Source organism: Ruminococcus flavefaciens ATCC 19208 (genome assembly GCF_000518765.1).
Lineage (GTDB): Bacteria > Bacillota > Clostridia > Oscillospirales > Ruminococcaceae > Ruminococcus > Ruminococcus flavefaciens.
Genome location: NZ_KI912491.1, coordinates 102946 through 122386 on the forward strand (window position 1 = coordinate 102946; position 19441 = coordinate 122386).

General features: G+C 43.4%; 17 protein-coding genes and 1 pseudogene. 11 read left to right on the top strand and 7 right to left on the bottom strand.

Features of this window, described 5'->3' with window-relative positions:
- From L870_RS17760 to L870_RS19755, 3 genes and pseudogenes are all read left to right on the top strand, one after another.
- Positions 1-1728, top strand: a pseudogene (locus L870_RS17760) (cellulose-binding protein CttA-related protein); the annotation flags it as partial.
- Between the two features lie 408 nt (positions 1729-2136).
- Positions 2137-4347: a cellulose-binding protein CttA-related protein gene (locus tag L870_RS19535; protein WP_028518574.1), complete on the top strand. Its 2211-nt coding sequence runs from the start codon at positions 2137-2139 to the stop codon at positions 4345-4347.
- A 123-nt stretch (positions 4348-4470) separates the two neighbouring features.
- On the top strand, positions 4471-5406 hold the full coding sequence (locus L870_RS19755) for an NPXTG-anchored protein (protein WP_028518575.1): 936 nt from the start codon (positions 4471-4473) through the stop codon (positions 5404-5406).
- A gap of 58 nt (positions 5407-5464) precedes the next feature.
- On the opposite strand, the gene L870_RS0113390 is transcribed toward L870_RS19755, so the two are convergent.
- A complete protein-coding gene (locus tag L870_RS0113390; RefSeq protein WP_028518576.1) occupies positions 5465-6211 on the bottom strand; it encodes a tRNA 2-thiocytidine biosynthesis TtcA family protein in 747 nt (248 codons plus the stop codon).
- A gap of 400 nt (positions 6212-6611) precedes the next feature.
- On the opposite strand from L870_RS0113390, the gene L870_RS0113395 reads away from it, so the two are divergent.
- The 6 genes from L870_RS0113395 to L870_RS0113420 all read left to right on the top strand — a co-directional run bounded on the left by L870_RS0113395 (position 6612) and on the right by L870_RS0113420 (position 12041).
- Positions 6612-7085, top strand: a complete 474-nt coding sequence (locus tag L870_RS0113395; protein ID WP_162148451.1) for a hypothetical protein — start codon at positions 6612-6614, stop codon at positions 7083-7085.
- Positions 7086-7142: 57 nt separating this feature from the next.
- Positions 7143-7814 (top strand): uracil-DNA glycosylase, encoded by a 672-nt coding sequence (locus tag L870_RS0113400; protein ID WP_028518578.1) that lies wholly within the window; start codon positions 7143-7145, stop codon positions 7812-7814.
- Between the two features lie 12 nt (positions 7815-7826).
- Entirely contained in the window at positions 7827-8687 is an 861-nt protein-coding gene (gene metF / locus L870_RS0113405; protein WP_028518579.1) for a methylenetetrahydrofolate reductase [NAD(P)H], read from the top strand.
- Positions 8684-9355: a vitamin B12 dependent-methionine synthase activation domain-containing protein gene (locus L870_RS0113410; RefSeq protein WP_242836516.1), complete on the top strand. Its 672-nt coding sequence runs from the start codon at positions 8684-8686 to the stop codon at positions 9353-9355. The genes metF and L870_RS0113410 overlap by 4 nt, the downstream gene beginning before the upstream one ends.
- Positions 9356-9542: 187 nt before the next feature.
- A complete protein-coding gene (locus L870_RS0113415) occupies positions 9543-10949 on the top strand; it encodes an ABC transporter substrate-binding protein (protein WP_028518581.1) in 1407 nt (468 codons plus the stop codon).
- Positions 10950-11081: 132 nt separating this feature from the next.
- On the top strand, positions 11082-12041 hold the full coding sequence (locus tag L870_RS0113420; protein ID WP_028518582.1) for an NAD-dependent epimerase/dehydratase family protein: 960 nt from the start codon (positions 11082-11084) through the stop codon (positions 12039-12041).
- A gap of 68 nt (positions 12042-12109) precedes the next feature.
- On the opposite strand, the gene L870_RS0113425 is transcribed toward L870_RS0113420, so the two are convergent.
- The 6 genes from L870_RS0113425 to L870_RS0113450 all read right to left on the bottom strand — a co-directional run bounded on the left by L870_RS0113425 (position 12110) and on the right by L870_RS0113450 (position 16466).
- Complete coding sequence (locus tag L870_RS0113425; protein WP_019678992.1) at positions 12110-12352, bottom strand: RNA-binding S4 domain-containing protein; 243 nt, start codon at positions 12350-12352, stop codon at positions 12110-12112.
- Between the two features lie 62 nt (positions 12353-12414).
- Positions 12415-12690: an HU family DNA-binding protein gene (locus tag L870_RS0113430; protein WP_028518583.1), complete on the bottom strand. Its 276-nt coding sequence runs from the start codon at positions 12688-12690 to the stop codon at positions 12415-12417.
- Entirely contained in the window at positions 12683-13507 is an 825-nt protein-coding gene (mazG, locus tag L870_RS0113435; RefSeq protein WP_028518584.1) for a nucleoside triphosphate pyrophosphohydrolase, read from the bottom strand. Before mazG ends, L870_RS0113430 begins: the two co-directional genes overlap by 8 nt.
- Before the next feature lie 189 nt (positions 13508-13696).
- Positions 13697-14692 carry a tryptophan--tRNA ligase gene (gene trpS / locus L870_RS0113440; protein ID WP_028518585.1) on the bottom strand — a complete coding sequence of 332 codons (996 nt, stop codon included), beginning with the start codon at positions 14690-14692 and terminating at the stop codon, positions 13697-13699.
- Between the two features lie 14 nt (positions 14693-14706).
- The gene (locus L870_RS0113445; protein WP_028518586.1) at positions 14707-15237 is read right to left on the bottom strand and encodes a hypothetical protein; all 531 of its coding nucleotides are present in this window, start codon (positions 15235-15237) and stop codon (positions 14707-14709) included.
- A 35-nt stretch (positions 15238-15272) separates the two neighbouring features.
- A complete protein-coding gene (locus tag L870_RS0113450) occupies positions 15273-16466 on the bottom strand; it encodes an aminotransferase-like domain-containing protein (RefSeq protein ID WP_028518587.1) in 1194 nt (397 codons plus the stop codon).
- 525 nt (positions 16467-16991) lie between these two features.
- Here L870_RS0113450 and L870_RS0113455 point away from each other — a divergent pair.
- Positions 16992-18575 carry an oligosaccharide flippase family protein gene (locus tag L870_RS0113455; protein WP_278244616.1) on the top strand — a complete coding sequence of 528 codons (1584 nt, stop codon included), beginning with the start codon at positions 16992-16994 and terminating at the stop codon, positions 18573-18575.
- A 63-nt stretch (positions 18576-18638) separates the two neighbouring features.
- A partial coding sequence (locus L870_RS19540; protein ID WP_037272385.1) for a hypothetical protein occupies positions 18639-19441 on the top strand: 803 nt, incomplete at its 3' end.

Here is a 19441-nt window from a genome sequence, read left to right on the forward strand (position 1 = left end):
ACAAAGAGCACATCATCTGTATCAACACAGAGCACAGCTCCTATTTCAACAAGCGTAACAACATCTACATATGATATTCCTAAGGGATCAATCGCATGGGTTGTTGAAAACGGCAAGGCATATCCTGGCGAAGAGGTAACACTCAAGGTCAAGGTAAACGATGAAAAGGGCGTAAATCTCGGCATCGGCGGTGCACAGTTCAAGGTAAGCGCAGACGGTAAGGTTCAGCTTACAAAGGTTGGCGATAAGTCAGCTTACGGTGCTGATGTACAGTTCAATGACGACATTGCTAAATTCTTATTTGCATCAGGTACAGGCAAGGCACACGTTGCTCCTGACGGATCAGTAGTAGTCGAGCTTACATATAAGGTCGATGCTGACGCAACACCTGGTTCAAAGATTCCTGTAAAGCTTACAGATCTTAAGGTATTTGATGAAGACGGATTTGATATTTCAGGTAACGTTCTTACAATTCCGGGTGAGATCGAAGTTATTGAAAAGCCTGTTTCAACAGAAACAAGCACATCTACTGTAACAACAACAGTTGATACAACAGCTGTATCTACAGAGAGCACAGTTCCTGTTTCAACACAGAGCACAGAGAGCACAGCTCCTATCTCAACACAGAGCACAGAGAGCACAGCTCCTATCTCAACACAGAGCACACAGAGCACAGCTCCTATCTCAACTCAGAGCACACAGAGCACAGCTCCTATCTCAACTCAGAGTACACAGAGCACATCTCCTGTTTCAACTCAGAGTACACAGAGCACATCTCCTGTTTCAACTCAGAGCACAGAGAGCACAGCTCCTATCTCAACTCAGAGTACACAGAGCACATCTACTGCTACAGGACAGAGCACACAGTCTACATCGACAACAACTCTGAACACAACACAGCAGGGTGAGAGTGTAACATCTTCTACTAACCTGACAACAGGTGGTAATTACGAGTGGTCAAACACTACTTCAACATCAACTACATCAACAACATCAACAACATCTGAGGGCTACGTTAAGTCTTACGCTACTATCCAGACTCAGGTAGGTTACTACTTCAGCCACGATAACGGTCAGCGTGCTAACGGCGAAAAGGGCGGATTCAATAAGGATCAGGTTCTCAGACTCGAGATCTATGATGTATACGATAACGGTTACGAAGTTGCAAGAGCAGCAGTAGATTATGACCTCATCAACTTCAAGGATGCTACACCTGAGAGCGAGTACAATGCTCGTACACATACTCCAAAGCAGACAACCATAGATGACTTCAAGTACGATGTACCTGTTTATTATGGTGATATGCAGCTCCTCGACAAGGATGGCAAGCCACTTACAGTGCCTGCTTACATCGGCGTTAAGGGTGATGCAACACTTGATAACATGGTAGATTCAGTTGATGCTTCAGCAGTTCTGCGTTACTATGCAAGCATATCTACAAATGATAGAGATGTATATGACGTAATACTCCAGAGCACAGTAGCTGGATTAAAGGTTGAGACACCTAAGGACGAGCTCGATGAGCTTGCTGCATTCCTCGCTGATGTAAATACAAACGAGTGGAGTGCAGACAACTGGAAGACAAAGAAGAACGGCAGACGTATTGACTCTAACGATGCTTCTAAGATCCTTGCATACTATGCAAGAAGATCATCTTCTGACTATGACAATGTATCAAATTACGATATCTGGAACGAGGTTCTCGGAACAGCAAGATTTGGTGCATAAAAACAATAAAAAAGCAGGTCGAAAGACCTGCTTTTTTTACATAAAATACCGCTTGAAAAAACGTGAAAAAGATGATATAATTAACCCGTAAAAGCGTTATTTTCAGCGAAATACCGAAAAAATAATACAGAAAGTTCAAAAAAGCAAAAATATTACGCTTCATATACTCTCATATTGTGAAATAAGTACAAAAAACGGGATTATTAATCGTCAATAATTTTTGAAAAAAATATACTGTTCTGCTTGACTTATTGGACTTTGTGTGATAAAATGTAGATATGAATTTCTGGGGGAAGTGTAAGCATTCGCGGATAGTTCTCCCGAAATTAAGCCTGATGCGGAGAGCACTTGTACAAAAGAATGGCTTAAAGCAAAAGGGGAATAAACATGTTAGAGAGGTATAGGACAATGAAGAAATCATTATTCAAGAGAGCAATTGCTGTAGCAGCTGCTGCACCACTTGCCCTCACACAGTGTTTAATTAATGCAAACGCTGAATCAAATGATGCTGTTCAGACTACAGCAACTGCACAGGCTGAAAGTAGTTCAAAGATTACACTTGATGATCTTCTTTACATTCCGGCAAACAAGACTGTTTCAGACTGGAATCAGCTTGTATGGGCAAAGCTTGCAACAAGAACACAGAGAGACGGCACATTCAACCTGACTGAACTTGCAAAGGAAGCAGTTGAACACGCTGGTCAGTTCAAGGACGTTGCAGATTATGCTCTTAATGAGCTTATCATTCCAAACGGTGTAAAGTATCAGATTACTGACAATAACGACGTTGTGATCACAGGTCACATCTCCGAGCCTGATTTCAACCGCAATCTTAGCCTTACATCAGGTAATGCGCTTGCAATCCAGGCTGAAAATTACAAAGCTCCGAATCTTACAAAGATCGATTTCTCAGACATCAGTGTTGAGGGCGATTTCAAGATCACATTCGAGACTTCAAAGCTTGGCGCAGGTACAGAAGTACCGATAAAGTTTGAGTATAAGACAACTGCTGACAACAAGGTATATGCAGCAGGTCAGCTCTTTGATCTTGCACTTGATACAATGGCAAAGGTAAAGGCTAAGGGCGATGCAGCACTTGAGAAGGAGATTCCTGCTCAGTTTGTTGACAAGGCTAAGGCTGATTACGCTGAAAAGATCAAGAATGTAACAGATAAGATTGAAAAGGCTAAGAGAAATTTCGAAAAGGCACTTAAGGCTGAAAAGAGCGGCGAGTATGCAAATGTTGCAGGTGTCATCGCTAAGGCAAACACATGGCTCAAGAACCACAACATCAACAAGCAGATCCCTGCTACAGCTACAGACATTGCTGCTAAGTCGATCGTAACAAAGGCTTATGATCAGCTTCTCAATGATTTCTCTCAGGAGCATGATATCAACATTACAGCTGCTGATCTCGGAAAGTTTGCTGACAGCTTAGAGAACATCAAGGGTTCACTTGCTAAGGCTGTTGCAAACGGCGAAGCTACATTCAAGGATGCTGAGCAGGCAGAGGTTAAGGCTTATGTAGAGTCACTTGGCTACGCTTTCGTTGATTCTTATAAGAAGGTAACAGCTAAGGTTGACTTCAGCGGAATCAATACAACAGATGCAGGTTCAGTTGCTGTTAAGATCGAGAGAGTTCTCGTAACAAATACAACTTCAACAACATCATCTACAACAACTACTACAACTACAACAACAGAATCTACAACATCTACAACAGAGTCTACAACCGAGTCAACAACATCATCTTCAACAACATCTACAACAGAATCAACAACATCATCTACAACAACTGAGTCAACAACATCTACAACAGAATCTACAACATCTACAACTGAGTCAACAACATCATCTACATCATCTTCAACAACATCTACAACAGAGTCTACAACATCTTCAACAACTACAACAGTTCCACCTGAGGTCGTTGAGACAACATCTATCATTAAGTCTTATGTAACAGCTGATACACAGCCTGCATACTATGTAAGCATTGAAGATGCTTTCGATAAGGCACAGATTTCTAATGTTGTTCTCCACGAGAGATACATTAAGGGTTATGAAATAAACGGCAAGAATTATGTATCAGGTGAAGGCGAAAACACAAAGGACATCACAGCTGATGTAAACTTTGGCTTAGCTACACCTTCTAATACATATCAGTCAGGAAGCACAAGCTTCAAGTATGAAGTTCCTGTATACGCAAACGGCGAAGTTCTTAAGGATATCGACGGCAAGAACGTTACAGTAACAGTTTACATCGCTCTCAAGGGTGATGCTAACCTCGATAACCTCGTTGACTCAAACGATGCTTCACAGGTACTTGCTTACTATGCAAAGGTTTCTACAAATAACACAGACGTTTATTCAGTAAACCTTTCAAAGAGCGCACTTGCTACAAGCCCAACATCTGAGTACGAAGAGTTTGCAGCATTCCTTGCTGACGTACACTACGGCGCAGATAAGAACGTAGAGAGATCAGTTAAGAAGGATAACAGACTCATCGATTCAAACGATGCAGCTTACATCCTCGCATTCTACGCAAGAAGATCTTCTGCTGATTACAACGGTAAGACAGACAGAGACATCTGGAATGAGGTCTTAAAGAAGGCTTGAAACTAAACAATAAGTTTCAGAAAGACATTTAAGGAAAGACGTAAAGTATTGAGTGTGATCCGCCGCTATGCGGCGGCGGATTGACATATATAATTCTAAAATTATCTGAAAGGAATAATGACAATGAAGAAGAATACTTTAAAGAGTGCTTTAGCAACACTCGCTGTATCAGCTGTAGCACTTTCAGCTACTGCTATGACTGCATCAGCTGCTGGTAAGGCTGCTGGTCAGGAATACCCATTAAACGGTCTTGATCCAAGCAAGGCTGCTACAAAGCCAACAATTTCACTTACACAGGAGACACTCACACTTGATGAGGCTAAGGCTAACCCAACTCGTACAATCGAGCTCAAGGTTACAGGTGCTGACAGAAAGTATGCTCCTACAGGTCTTCACATCCAGTTCGATTCAAGACTCAAGGCTGTAAAGGATGAAGATGGATTCATCGCAGCAATCGGTACTGCTGGTTCAAGACTTTCACAGGAGCAGCAGCCAGATGGCGACAACGGTTTCTTCGTAGCAACAGCTGCTTCATCTGATGCTGGTAGAGACGGTGTTCTCTGGACATTCCAGCTCACACTTCCAAGCGACCTTAAGGGCGGCGAAAAGTTCCCAATCGAGATCGCTTACAAGAGCAAGCCAACAGCTGAAGACCTTTTCACAAACGGTGATAAGGACGAAGAAGGTCAGCTCATGCAGGCTTGGGTATTTACTCAGGGTATTGAGCAGGGCTACATTGAGATAGTGGCTCCTACATCTTCATCTACAACTACAACAACTACAACAACAACTACTACAACTACAACAACTACAACTACTACAACATCTGGTTCAACAACATCTTCAACATCAACATCTACAGCTTCAACATCATCTTCTTCTGCAGCTTCTACAACTAAGGGAGCTACAAAGACAACAGCTAAGGCTACAACAACAAAGAAGGCTACAACAAAGAAGAACGATTCACCTAAGACAGGTGTAGCTGGTGCAGGCGTAGCAGTTGCAGGTCTTTCAATTGCAGTAGGTACAGCATTCGCTCTTAGAAAGAAGGAAGACTAATTAATTAGTCATCATTCTCTATAATAATTAAGGCTCTCCATTGGAGAGCCTTTTTATTTTAGTCTTTTTTTGCTGGCGGAGTCCAGTCTACACCGCCCCAGCCGTCTATATTAGCGCGTTTCATAGCTCCGAAAAGCCTGTCCTTAAAGCCGTGATCGCTGCGCTCCATATCCGCAAGGAAATCTTTGGTCTTCTGTCGATTTGTGTGTCCGTCAGCAGGACAGACTGACTTGACAACGGGCAGCTCTATCCTTCTTGCTGCGCGGCGTATATCCTTTTCGGGAGCGAGTACAAGGGGACGGATTACGGTGACATTTTTATGGGTAAGGTATGTACTTGGTGAAAAACAGCCGATACGCCCCTCGGTGAATAAATTCATAACAAAGGTCTCTACCGCGTCATCATAGTTGTGACCGAGCGCGACCTTGTTGCAGCCGAGATCATTTGCGGCGTCATGGAGAGCACCTCTGCGCATTCGCGCACATAGACTGCATGGACTCGGTTCCTTTCTCACATCAAAGACTATCTCAGCGATCTGAGTTTTTATGATATGATACTCTATACCTTCATTTTCACAAAGCTTGGCAATAGGAGAGAAGTCCATTGAGCCGTTTGTAAATCCCATATCAAGGGTAACAGCAACTATCTCGTAGTCAATACCTATAAATTTGCGCAGCAGTTGCAGTCCCTGCATAAGTACAAGGCTGTCCTTTCCGCCCGAAACGCCGACGAGAATGCGATCTCCGTCGGAGATAAGTCCGTAATTCTGTATAGCCTTTCGCATATATCCAAGAATTTTTTGCATAAATGTTCTCCAATCATGTAATTTCAAGATATATTATATCATTTCAGTAATATAAAAGCAAGAGTCAGTGTCATGTGCTAAAAATCACGATATACGGTTACTTCCCATTTGTTTGTGTGTCTGAAATAACGTTTTTATATCGTTTATATTAATAGTAAGCTTAAAAATCAATGATTGCTCATGCACTCTTTAATAAGCTTTATATGGCCGCAAAAAATGGAGAAACATATTTTAAAGAAATTTGCAAATAAAACTTGCAAAGTATGAAAAAATATATTATAATAGAAATGAACTATTTTGTATCAGACTGCAAATAAAAAGAAACAGATGATACGTTGAAGCAGAAAGGAGAGGCGCAGGTGCGCCTGAAAAATAAATGACAGAGCAGATGAGAAATCTTTTGATATTACTTGCCGCTATTGTTGTTGTACTTATTCTTATAATACTTTTATTCAGCGGAAAAAGCTCATTCAGACGTCTTCTTTCAATTTTTCTTGAGGAACGCAAAGATGATTTTGACGGTGGAGAAGTACCTGCAAATGCAGCTCCAGTCAACAGAGTAAATGCCGATCGCAGAGGCGGTCAGGACGATGAATTTGCTAATCAAAAGCGTACATCGGAGCCCATCGTTGAAATGGCAACACTTGTCAGAAAAAGCGATGACCGTCTGAGGATTATTGAGAGTACTGGACAGGTAAAGCTCGTAGACGAATATTATGAACTTATCTTTGTTACAAGAAAGGGACAGAAGCTGAAGATCGAATGCTCTGCGGAGGCATACGACAAGGTGCCTTTCAATCAGCAGGGTTCGCTTACATACAGGCGAAATACTCTTGTAAAGTTCAAGTATTATGAGGATACGGTTTTCAATTGATGAGAGAAGGGGCGGCTCATGTCGTCCCTGTTTTAGTTTAAAACATATGGAGGCAATATGGTAAGCTTTAATAATGACTGGGACGAACTGCTGAAGAACGAGTTCACCAAGGATTATTACCTTAAACTCAGACAGACTCTTATAAACGAGTACAGAACACAGCGGATATTCCCGGGTATGTATGATATATTCAATGCCTTGAAGTATACATCATACGAAGATGTCAGATGCGTTATAATCGGTCAGGATCCATATCACGGAGAGGGGCAGGCTCACGGACTGAGCTTCTCGGTACGAAAGGGAATTGCTCCGCCGCCGTCGCTTATCAATATTTTCAAGGAGATAAGGGAAGATGTGGGCATAGATAACTTAGGCAAGCACGGCGAGCTTACCAAGTGGGCGCTGGAGGGAGTCCTTCTGCTCAATTCAGTGCTTACAGTACGTGCAAATCAGGCAAGAAGTCACCACGGTATCGGCTGGGAGAACTTCACAACCGATGTTATACAGCTTCTTAATCAGCGCGAAAAACCTATGGTATTCATGCTATGGGGCGGTGATGCCAAGACCAAGCAGCAGTACATAACTAATCCTGCACATCTTGTTTTAAAGGCGGCGCACCCAAGTCCGCTGTCGGCGTATAACGGATTTTTCGGTTGCAGGCACTTCTCGAAAGCTAATCAGTTCCTGCGCGAAAAGGGACTGGGCGAGATAGACTGGTCGATAGAATAACGGAGGATATATATGCATATCAAAGAGCTTTTTAAAAATAAGACCCTGTTTTCCTTTGAGGTTTTCCCGCCGAAGAAAACAAGTCCTGTTGACGTAATATACAGCACTCTTGACGAACTCAATGACCTGAAACCGGATTTTATAAGCGTTACCTTTGGTGCGGGCGGAAGCGGAAACAGCCGTTATGCACTGGAAATAGCTTCCAGAATAAAGGAAAGCGGTATAACGCCTATGCTTCACCTGCCATGTATCAACTTTACTAAAGCTGAGATAGATTCTGCCCTTGAAGAGGCAAAAGAACGCGGTATCGAGAATATACTTGCATTGAGAGGCGATATAAACCCTGAGATACCGCCTGTGAATGATTTCAGCTATGCAAGCGATCTTATCACTTACATAAAGTCAAAGGGCGATTTCGATATAGCAGGAGCCTGCTATCCGGAGTGTCATCCCGATGCGGAAAGTCTTGTTGAAGATATAATCAATCTCAGAAAAAAAGTCGACGCAGGTGCAGATCACCTTATAACACAGCTTTTCTTCGACAATGACAATTTTTATGAATTCCGCGAAAAGGCAGCTATTGCAGGTATAAACGTACCTATTGAGGCAGGCATCATGCCTGTTGTAAATAAGAGACAGATAGAGCGTATGGTAACTACCTGCGGAGCAAGTCTGCCAAGCAAATTCGTGCGTATAATGACAAAATACGAGCACAATCCCGAAGCTCTGCGAGATGCGGGCATAGCCTACGCAGTAAATCAGATAGTCGATTTGGTTGCAAGCGGAGTTGACGGTATACACCTCTATACAATGAACAATCCATACGTTGCCCGTAAGATAAGCGAAGCTGTTTCGGGCATCATCAAAACATGATGGAGCTTGATCCCATATCCCTGTCGGAAGCGGCACGGTATATGGGCATTAAGGGAACTCCCACAGAGGCAATACAGGATATGCTTGAACGCTGTGAAAGGGTAGTGCGTGAGCGCGTGAACCCTAAATACGTGTATCTTGAGACTTCTGTGGAATTCAAGGATAATGGAGTTATCCTCGGTGCTATGTCGGAGCCGCTGACAGGAGAAGATATAAAAAGACATCTCAGCGGCTGTAACCGGGCTATAATGCTTGCAGCTACCCTTTCTCAGGAAGCTGATAAGCTCATAAGACAGGCGGCGGTTACAGATATGGCAGAGTCACTTGCTATTGACTGCCTTTGCAGTGCGGCTGTTGAACAGGTCTGCAACCGTGCTGAGGCGGATATTTTTCAAAAACACGATATACCTTACAGAACATGGAGATTCAGCCCCGGATACGGAGACCTTCCCATCTCATTACAGAAAAGCTTTCTTATCGCCCTGAATGCACAGAGAAGGATAGGTCTTACAGTGACCGAAAGCTCACTGCTGATACCGTCAAAATCGGTAACGGCATTGATAGGGATCTCAGATAAGCCCATAGAAAAAAGCAAGCGCGGCTGCGCGGTGTGCAATATGCGTGAGAGTTGTGCTTTCAGAGCATCTGGCAGCAGCTGCGGCAAATAAATATGTGCATATAGCCGAAAATATATCACAGTATAATTAAACAATATGTGAACAATTCACTATAAAAGTGTTAAAAGTCTATGAAATTTTTATATTGACATAAACCAAGACAAAGTGATATAATTAGGTAAGGTGTAAGAGTATAAATTATAAGGAACAATAGGGCGATATTAAAAGGAGTTAGAGGATGAAAAGAGTAAGATATTTCATTTCAGCATTATTGATAGCTGCAATGTCGATGTCTTTCCTTGCTTGCAGCAGCAAGAAGGACAATAAGCCCGAAACCGCTAAGGAGCTGGACTCTGATCTGAGAAACGAGATTCGTCAGAATGCAGAAAACTCTGAGCTTCTTACAGGCGATAAGCTTGAAAACGGTGAAATAAAGTGGCTTTCAGACTGGGACATCAATCCCGATGGTACGGGTAAGAATGTTCCTATAGATCTTGCAGTATTTCAGGAGAGATACGGCGGAAAGATAAAATACTACAGCTGCGTTTATGAAGACAGATATGAAAAGCTTACAGAGTATATGAGTTCGGGTGAAGGCATAGATTTCTTCTACGGAGGCAATCTTGACGCTTTTCCAAGAGGTGCGGTAAAGAAAATGTTCGTACCTGCTGACGATTATATAGATTTTGACTCTCCTCTCTGGGAGGACGTTAAGGACGTTAACGATCAGTTCCTCTGGAATGGAAAACACTATATGGCAGGAGTTCAGGCAACAGGTGACACAGTAGCTGTAGTGTATAATAAAAAGACAGTAGCCGAAGCAGGCTTTGAGGATCCCGCTGATCTGTACGCAAGAGGCGAATGGACATGGGATACCTTCCAGGAGATGCTTGAAGGCTTTGTAGATACCGACAACCAGAAATACGGTATAGACGGCTGGTGGTTTGAATTTGGTCTTATCAATACCATCGGTACAACACCGATAAGTCTGGAAAACGGAAAGCTTGTAAGCAATATTGGTGATCCGGATATGGAGCGTGTCCAGAACTGGATATACGATCTGTATCAGAAAAACTGTATTGCTATAGGTGTCGGAGATTTCGGCTGGGATACCAAGCCGGCATATGTTGGAGAAGGAAAAACGCTGTTTTATCCTATCGGCTTATACGATCTCTACATGGAAAAGGACAAATGGACTGCAAAGTACGGCGAGGACGCATTCTTTGTGCCAATGCCAAAGGATCCTGAGGCAGATGAATACTATGTGCCAACAGGACTTGAGGCGTATATGTTCGTAAGTGGAGGTTCAAACCCTGAAGGCGTAGCCAAATACCTTGACTGCAAGAGATTTGCTCATCTTGATCCGCGGACAAAGGAGATAGCAGATCAGCAGTTCAAAGATGACTACGGCTGGACTCAGGAAATGCTGGATATGAAAGACAGTATGCAGCAGCTTGCAGAGGATAACCCCGTAATAGATATCTCAAGGGGCGTTTCTCAGGACTGCGGAACTCTTATCAATGATTCGTTGAGACTTACCGCAAGAGGTACACCGTGGAATGAGACTTATGAATCCATTTATGCAACAGTTGAAAAGTATCTTGAAAAAATCAATTCTGACCCCGAATCAGCCGATGTAGACTGAAACTGATACGGGGAGAATAGAGTTGCGGAAAGCTAAATAAACGGAGATCAATTGGATAAGAAATTCATTTTTATATAATGTTGTAATCAGAGGATACTATATCATTTAAGTTGGAGAAAGGAGGCTATGATCATGGAGAAAGTACTGGTAACAGGCGGCTGCGGACTTATAGGGCAGCACATTTGCTCAGGACTCCTCAAGAAAGGCTTTGAGGTCATAGCTATTGACAGAGAGGAATCAGGATATAATGAGGGGAAGCTTCACTATTCATCAGTAATATGTTCACCTACAGATAAAAACACTATAGCTGAGGTATTTGAAAACAATAAATTTGACATAGTCATTCATGCAGCTTGTACGGTAGACAACGATCTCGGACCTATCGTAACAGAAGAGCAGATGAATGAAAGTGCAGCAATAGATAAGTTTATTTATCATTATGCAGTTACAGACAATGTTAAGAAGATAATAGTGCTTAGTACCGATCAGGTATATCAGTTTCCGAAAACAAGAGAACCTATCCGTGAGGACAGCGATCTGAAGCCTATAACGAATTATGCTGTTATGAAGTATAAAACAGAAAAGGCTTTTGTAAGTGAGATGGTACATCACAAGGAGCTGTTAGGCTGTATCATACGTTTTTCACCTGTATATACACTTAATTTTACGGATAATCTTATGTCCAAGATAACAGACCCTAAGGACGGCTCGTATTTCGTATACGGTCAGGGACAGTATGGCTTCCAGCTTTGCTGTGTACATAACCTTGTTGATTTTATACTCTGTTATGCTAAGAATGTGGATAATGCAACAACTTCAGGCATATACGTATACAATGTCAGCGACAAGCTCCTTACAACAGCGGCTGATATCATTACATTCATGCGTGACAAGCACCGTCTTGGCGCAGTAATGCAGAAACAGCCCGCAGGAACACTTTCAAAGCTCAAGGGTATGTTCAGTTCCAATAAGGAAGAAAAGACAAATTATCGCTATCTTGATCTTTCCAAGATAGAGAACAATAATATGCTTGATAATACGAAGGCAAGAAAGTTCGTAAATTTCCGCTGGGATATACATAATACAAAATAAAAGGACGGATATATCCGTCCTTTTTTTGTCTGTATATTTTTTGGGCGCATAATGTGCGCCCTTGCTTTTTATTCTATTACAGTGTAATTATCCGCTGCATTTTCCTTTGTAGCGTGTTCTGTAACGCTGAGTACCTTAACCTTTAACGGGCGTGTACCCATATTTATCTCTATGATATCGCCCACCTTCACATCGTAAGAAGCTCTTGCGGCTTTGCCGTTGACTACTATCTTTTCGGCATCACAGGCTTCGTTGGCAACTGTGCGGCGCTTTATAAGTCTTGTGACCTTGAGGTATTTATCAAGTCTCATAATATCTCCTTCAATACTGTATTGAAAATAAAAGGGGGACAGTAAACTGTCCCTCTTTGTGATTACTTATTGATAGCTTCCTTAAGACCCTTGCCAGCCTTGAAAGCAGGTGCTTTGCATGGAGGGCAAACCATCTTAGCCTTTGTCTTAGGGTTGATGCAGGTCTTTTCGCCTCTCTCACGAACCTCGAATGTACCGAAGCCTGTGAGGCAAACCTTCTTGCCGCTCTCGAGAGTCTCCTGAATAGCTGAAAGTGTAGCTTCAAGAGCTGCGGAAGCGTCCTTCTTTGTGCATTTAGCCTTTTCTGCTATAGAATTGATAAGCTCAGTCTTAGTCATTTTTTTGTTCCTCCGTTTTACTAATTATTGATTTGGCTTTGTCCCAATAGATGTCAAGCTCTTCAATAGGAAGATTTTTCATATCAACGTTTTCGGCAGAGACAAGATCCTCTGTAACAGAAAAACGTTTTATGAATTTTTCAGTAGCGGCTTTCAGTGCAAGTTCAGCGTCAACGCCCAAAAGACGTGCTGCATTTACACATGAAAACAGCAGATCGCCGATCTCCTCTTCGATATTGGCTTTATCTCCGTTTATAACGGCAGCGTCGAGTTCAGCTTTTTCGTTTGCGATACAAGCTATAGCGTCCTCAGCACAGCGGAAATCCATGCCTGCGCGCATTGCCCTTTTGCCTACCTTTTGCGCTCTCATAAGAGCGGGAAGGGACTTTGCAACGCTTGTCAGGGTATCCGTGTATCTTTCCTGCCCCTTGGTTTCCATTTTGATAGCGTCCCAGTTTTTGAGCACCTGATCGGTGGTATTTGCTGTTACGTCACCGAAAACGTGGGGGTGGCGGATAATTAGCTTTTTGCATACCTCATCGCACACATCATCAAAGGTAAACGAATCAGTTTCCTCCTCGATCCTGCAATGGAATACGACCTGAAGCAGAACGTCGCCCAGCTCTTCTCGGAGAAGGTCTGCGTCCTCAAGGTCTATAGCCTCGATGACCTCGCAGGTCTCTTCAATGAAGTCGCTTTTTATTGACTTGTGGGTCTGTTCTCTATCCCACGGGCAGCCGCCCTCGCCTCTCAGAAGTCTTACAATATCGAGCAAATCGTTTATGGAATAATGCTCTTTCTGCTGATATTCAACCATAGGAAAACACTCCCTTAAAGACGGGCTATGTTATATAATACCCTAATTTTTGATAAATTGCAACCTTTTTTTTACATTTTTGTTAATTCCGAAGAAAATAATGCTTAAAAGAGCCGCGCTTTGTATATTTTTGCTATATAATTACAACAAGTTATATTTTTTAGAGCATCAAAACACAGCCGAATAATATTATCTGTCTACAAATCCTACCTTATGGAAAGCCTTTGAGACTATTCTGCCTGAGTATCTGAGGGCTTTTTCAGCACCCTCTGTATAGCACTGTTTGAGGAAAGCTTTATCATTGCTGAGCTTAGCGAATTCGGTACGGACAGGTTCGAGGTGGTCTGCAACAGCTTCACCTACAGCAATCTTGAAGTCACCGTAGCCCTTGCCTGCAAATTCAGACTCGATAGCCTTGAAGTCCTTACCTGTAACGCAGGAATAAATTGTCATAAGATTATTGATGCCGTCCTTGCCCTCGCGGTAGCATACCTCTGCTTCGCTGTCTGTGACAGCTCTCTTGAACTTACGGATAATTGTATCCTTATCATCAAGGATAAGTATACATGCGTTAGGGTTTTCGTCGGATTTTGACATCTTTTTTGTAGGCTCCTGAAGAGACATGATCTTTGCGCCTACTTCGGGGATATACGGTTCGGGAAGTGTGAAGAAGTCGCCGTAACGCTGATTGAAGCGCTGAGCGATATTTCTTGCAAGCTCAAGATGCTGCTTCTGATCTACTCCGACTGGTACAAGATCAGCATTGTATGCAAGGATATCCGCAGCCATGAGCACAGGGTATGTGAAAAGACCCGAGTTTATATCGTCAGGGTGCTTCTGGCTCTTGTCCTTGAACTGAGTCATTCTTGAAAGCTCACCGAACTGTGTATTGCAGCCCAGTATCCAGTTGAGCTCTGCGTGTGTGGGCGCATGGCTCTGGATAAAGAGTATTGATCTCTGTGGGTCAACTCCGCAAGCCATGAGAAGGGCATAGGAATTGAGTGTATTCTGGCGGAGCTTAGCAGGCTCCTGTCTTACGGTAATAGCGTGCATATCAACAACGCAGTATATGCAGTTGTACTGTTCCTGTAAAGCACCCCAGTTTCTGACAGCACCTATATAGTTGCCGAGGGTAAATGTTCCTGTAGGCTGGATACCGCTGAAAATCAGCTTTTTATCGTCCATTAGTGTGATTCTCCTTACTTAGTTGCTGCATTTCTTCTGTCAGCCTCGTCCTTGAGCTGGCAGCTTCTGATCTCACTGAGAACGCGCTGATAAAGTACATAGAATGAACGGAGCTCAGGCTCTGTTTCAGGGATAAGACCTGCTTTGAGCTCTGTCATGAATACGCCGCTCTTAGTGAGGAGGAATATCTTGTTTGTTCTTCCCTTAGGAAGGTCATAACGCTTTGTCTTTTCACATTTTGGAAGGAGCTGGCCTGCGTTTGCAACGAGAGTGTGTGCAGCCTGAACCAGGTTTCTGTACTTCTGTGAAGCACCTGTGTACTCGCCGCCGTTGTTGAAGTAGATATTAGCTGCACCGTTGATGAAGCATACCATAGTAGTAAGAACATCAGCTGACATAGGAATATCAATAACAACGCCGAAGACATCATTCTTCTTGAGCTTGCTGAATGTATCGAAGTATTCAGCAGGGAAGTTGATAGCCTGTCCTCTTGTCATAAGATATTTCTGTGTGACATTATATCTGTCGGTCATTCTGTTTGGCATAATAAAAATTTCCTTTCAAAGTAATTTTTCTTTTTTTAGTCGAGCATCTCTCTTGTCATGCGGGCAAGAATATCCATGCCCTTCTTTATCTGCTCGTTTGTAGGTGTTGAATAATTAAGACGGAACGAGTGGCTGATCTCGTTCTGGTCGATGCTGAAGGAGTTGCCCGGTACAACAGCGATCTTGTACTGCTGAACAGCCTTCTTGCAGAAGTCGTTCATATCGCAGCTTTCGGGAAGGTCACACCATACGAACAGACCGCCCTGAGGCTTGGTATAGTGTATCTTCTTTGAGAATTCGTTGTCGATGTATCCGCACATAAGGTCACATTTTTCCTTGTATATAGCGCGGAGCTTCTTGAAATGAGCTTCTCTGTCAACAGTTGTCATAAATCTGTGGGAAACCACCTGTGCCCACATATTCGAGTGAACGTCAGCGACCTGCTTGCAGACTACCATTTTCTGTATGATAGGAGCAGGAGCCGAGCAGTAGCCTGTTCTGAAGCCTGATGAGATTATCTTTGAGAATGTGCTTGAGTAGATAACTCTTCCCTCGGTATCAAAGCTCTTTATGCAGGGAACGTTCTCTCCCTCAAAGCGAAGCTCGCCGTATGGGTCGTCCTCAAGGATAATGAAATCGTACTTGCAGGCAAGCTCATAGACAGCCTTGCGCTTTTCCAGAGACATAGTCTTGCCTGTTGGGTTCTGGAAGTTGGGGATAAGGTAGAGGAGCTTGACATTCTTATCTTTTTTGAGAACATCTTCAAGCTTTTCAAGATCAATGCCGTCATCTTCCATTTCAACGCCAACAAGGTTGACATTGTATGAGCGGAAAGCGTTGAGCGAACCGATAAAGCTCGGAGACTCGCAGAGGAGAGTATCTCCCTCATTGAGCAGTACCTTACATGAAAGCTCGTTAGCCTGCTGACCTCCTGATGTAATGATAAGGTCGTCAAATTCCTTGTGGAAGCAATTCTTTTCTGTCATCCAGCCTTTAAGGAAATCACGCAGGGGAGTATAGCCCTCAGTGACGCTGTACTGGAGTGCAAGAATAGGGTCGTTTTTGAGAAGATCAGCAGAGATCTCAGCGATTCTCTCCTTTGGGAAAGCCTCGGGAGCAGGGTTGCCTGCTGCAAAAGAGATGACCTCAGGATCGGAAGTGAACTTGAGAATTTCTCTGATTGCAGAAGCCTGAAGCTTGCTGACCTTGTCTGAGAATTTATAATCCATGATAAAAACCAGCCTTTCGTCTGTTTGATAACTATAATCAGTCCAATTTACATTATAACACATTATTTACAATAAATCAATATCTGCGTTGATTTTTATGGTATTTAGTGATTAGTGGTTAGTGCATAGTGATTAGTAGGGGCGACTGTATCAATTCATAATTGATGCTGTTTTCGATGATACTCACCGTGTCGAGAAGCAGCTTTCCTTTTGATGATACACGGACGAGCAAGGGGGCACAGGCTCTGTGCTGTAGGGGAGCCCGCCCTCGGGCTCCCGTATACGCCTCACGATGCAAATAATATGCATCGAAACCTCAACAGGGCGATGTGGGCATCGCCCCTACAGTGCAGAGCCTTACGCAATAAATATCAAGTGGTATTAATACAAACAATACCATTTTACCACCTGTCAGAACTCAGTGTTCCGCATAAAAGCATTTTCGGCAGCATATATTTCTGTGAAAAACTATTTTTATGTGCAGACATATTTCGGAGGCGGTCAATACTGAAGAAGCAGAATTTTATAAAAGGCTCTATAATACTTATGGTATCGGCAGCGGCAGCAAAACTGCTTGGGGCAGTTTTTAAGATACCGCTTACGAATATACTGGGCGGCGTGGGCATGAGCTATTTCAGCTGTGCATACAGTCTTTTCATGCCTGTGTATTCTCTCGTTGTAACGGGACTGAGTTCCGCGGTGGCACGTATGACGGCACAGAGCGCAGCACTTGGTATGTATGCCAATGCGGCAAAGGTGCGCAGAACAGCTTTGGGTATATTTTCACTTGCTGGACTTGTTGGCAGCCTGCTCATATTTTTTCTTGCTGAGCCATTCAGCGTTTACAGTATAGGCAGCTCCGAAGCATTGTTAGCTGTGGAGATGATAGCTCCTGCGGTGCTTTTCGGTTGTGTGACCGCAGTAGAGCGAGGATACTATGAGGGTATGAGCAATATGTACCCAACCGCATTTTCTCAGGTAGTCGAGGGTATAGTCAAGGCTGCGGCAGGACTCCTGCTGTGCGGTTATGTTATGAAAAATCCTCAGACGGTAATGGCGTATTTCCCACATATAAAAGATATCCGTGCCGCAGCAGCGGCAGCAGGTATAATGGGAGTTACTCTTTCAACGGCAGGTGCAGCAGTATATTTTGCTTTTGTCAGGCTTTTCGTAAAAGCACCAAAGGACGGAGAGAGCTGCGTTATGAGCAGAAAAGCCATTGTGCGTGAGCTTACGGCAACTGCTCTGCCCGTGGGAGTAAGTGCGCTTGTGACTAATCTTACAGCATTGGTAGATATGTGGACTGTAATAGGCTGTATATCGTATTTCGGAAGCAATACAGCAGTCCCTGATGGTATTTCCGAGGCAGAGCTGCCATACTTTATATATGGTTCGTTTGCAGGCATAGCACTTACGATATTCAATCTTGTGCCTTCGGTCACGAATATGCTGGGAAAGGGAGCGCTTACCTGTATAACGGCTGCATATGAGAATAAAGACCGAAAAGCCCTCGGGTACGGCACATCGCAGGCACTTCTCACAGCGGCTGTCATAGCACTGCCTGCGGCGGCGGGGATCGCAGTTCTTGCGCCTGAGATACTTGGATATTTATATCCCGAGCAAACAGATGAAGCAGCTTTCTGTATAGGCTCACTTCGCCGGTTAATGCCGGGAATGGTATGTCTCTGCGTGTCCTATCCGCTTTTCAGTATGCTTCAGGCGGTAGGCAAGCCTTCAGCTCCTCTGAAAATAATGCTTACAGGTACAGCAGTAAAGCTTGCAGGCAATCTTGCTTTTATACCGCTTATGGGAGTTGACGGTGCGGCTTTATCTACTTCACTGTGCTATGGAATAATACTTGCTATATCGCTCAGGTCTTACATAAAAGCGACGAGTCTGCGTATCAGCGCATCGCCATTCCTGAAAGTGATGTATTCAGGAGCAATGTGCGGCGGAACAGCATATTTGGTATCATCTTTAGTGAAAAAAGCGGGAGCTTCGCAAATGATGGTTATTGCAGTTTCTGCGGCAGCGGGAGGAGTAGTTTATCTTGGGATTATGGCTTCACTTTTTGGAGCCATCAGCAAAAAGCGCAGTAAAAGAGCATAAAAGTACTTGCATTTTTGTTTTTTTTGTGATATTATACAATTATTAAATCAAGGGGGCAGAATAATGAATAATATCCTTAAAAAAATGACAGCAATCACAGCAGCATTTTCCGTTATGTGCGCTTCAACTATTGCAAGTGCATATGGAGCAGGAAGTGCAACAGGTGACGAGTACGAGTTTAACGGAATTGATCCTGAGAAGTCAACGGTAAAGCCGACGATATCACTCAGTCAGATCGAGCTTTCACTGGAAGAAGCCAAAAGCTCGCCGGTTCAGTCTATTGAAATGAGTATCAAGGACGCTGAAAGAAAGTATGTAGCTACAGGTATTCATGTAAGGTATGATGATCGTCTGAAGCTTGAAGAGCGCGACGGAGAGATAGCTGAGAAAGGTCCTGCTATCACCAGACTCGGATACGAGCTTTCACAGGAAGATAACTGTATTTTCCTTGTTACGGCAGGTTCGGCGGATTACGGCCGTGACGGCGTAATGTGGACATTTGATCTCAGACTTCCCGATAATGTCAAGGCAGGGGACTATTTCCCTATAGAGATCGAATACGACAAGGAGAATGATCTTTTTGCTTCTATCGGCAACAAAGCAAATTCCAAATTCATGGATGCATGGGTATTTACCAGAGGAATCGAGCACGGTTATATCAAGATAGCAGGTGATGATAACCAGACAACAACTTCTGCAACAACAACTTCTGCAACTACTATTACGGAAACAACATCAACAACTACTACAGAAACAACATCAGCATCAACTACTGCTATAACAACAACCGATCGTTCTTATTGGACAAATACTCCTGAATTATCGACTACAACAACTGTAAAGCCTACAGAAACAACAAAGAAGAC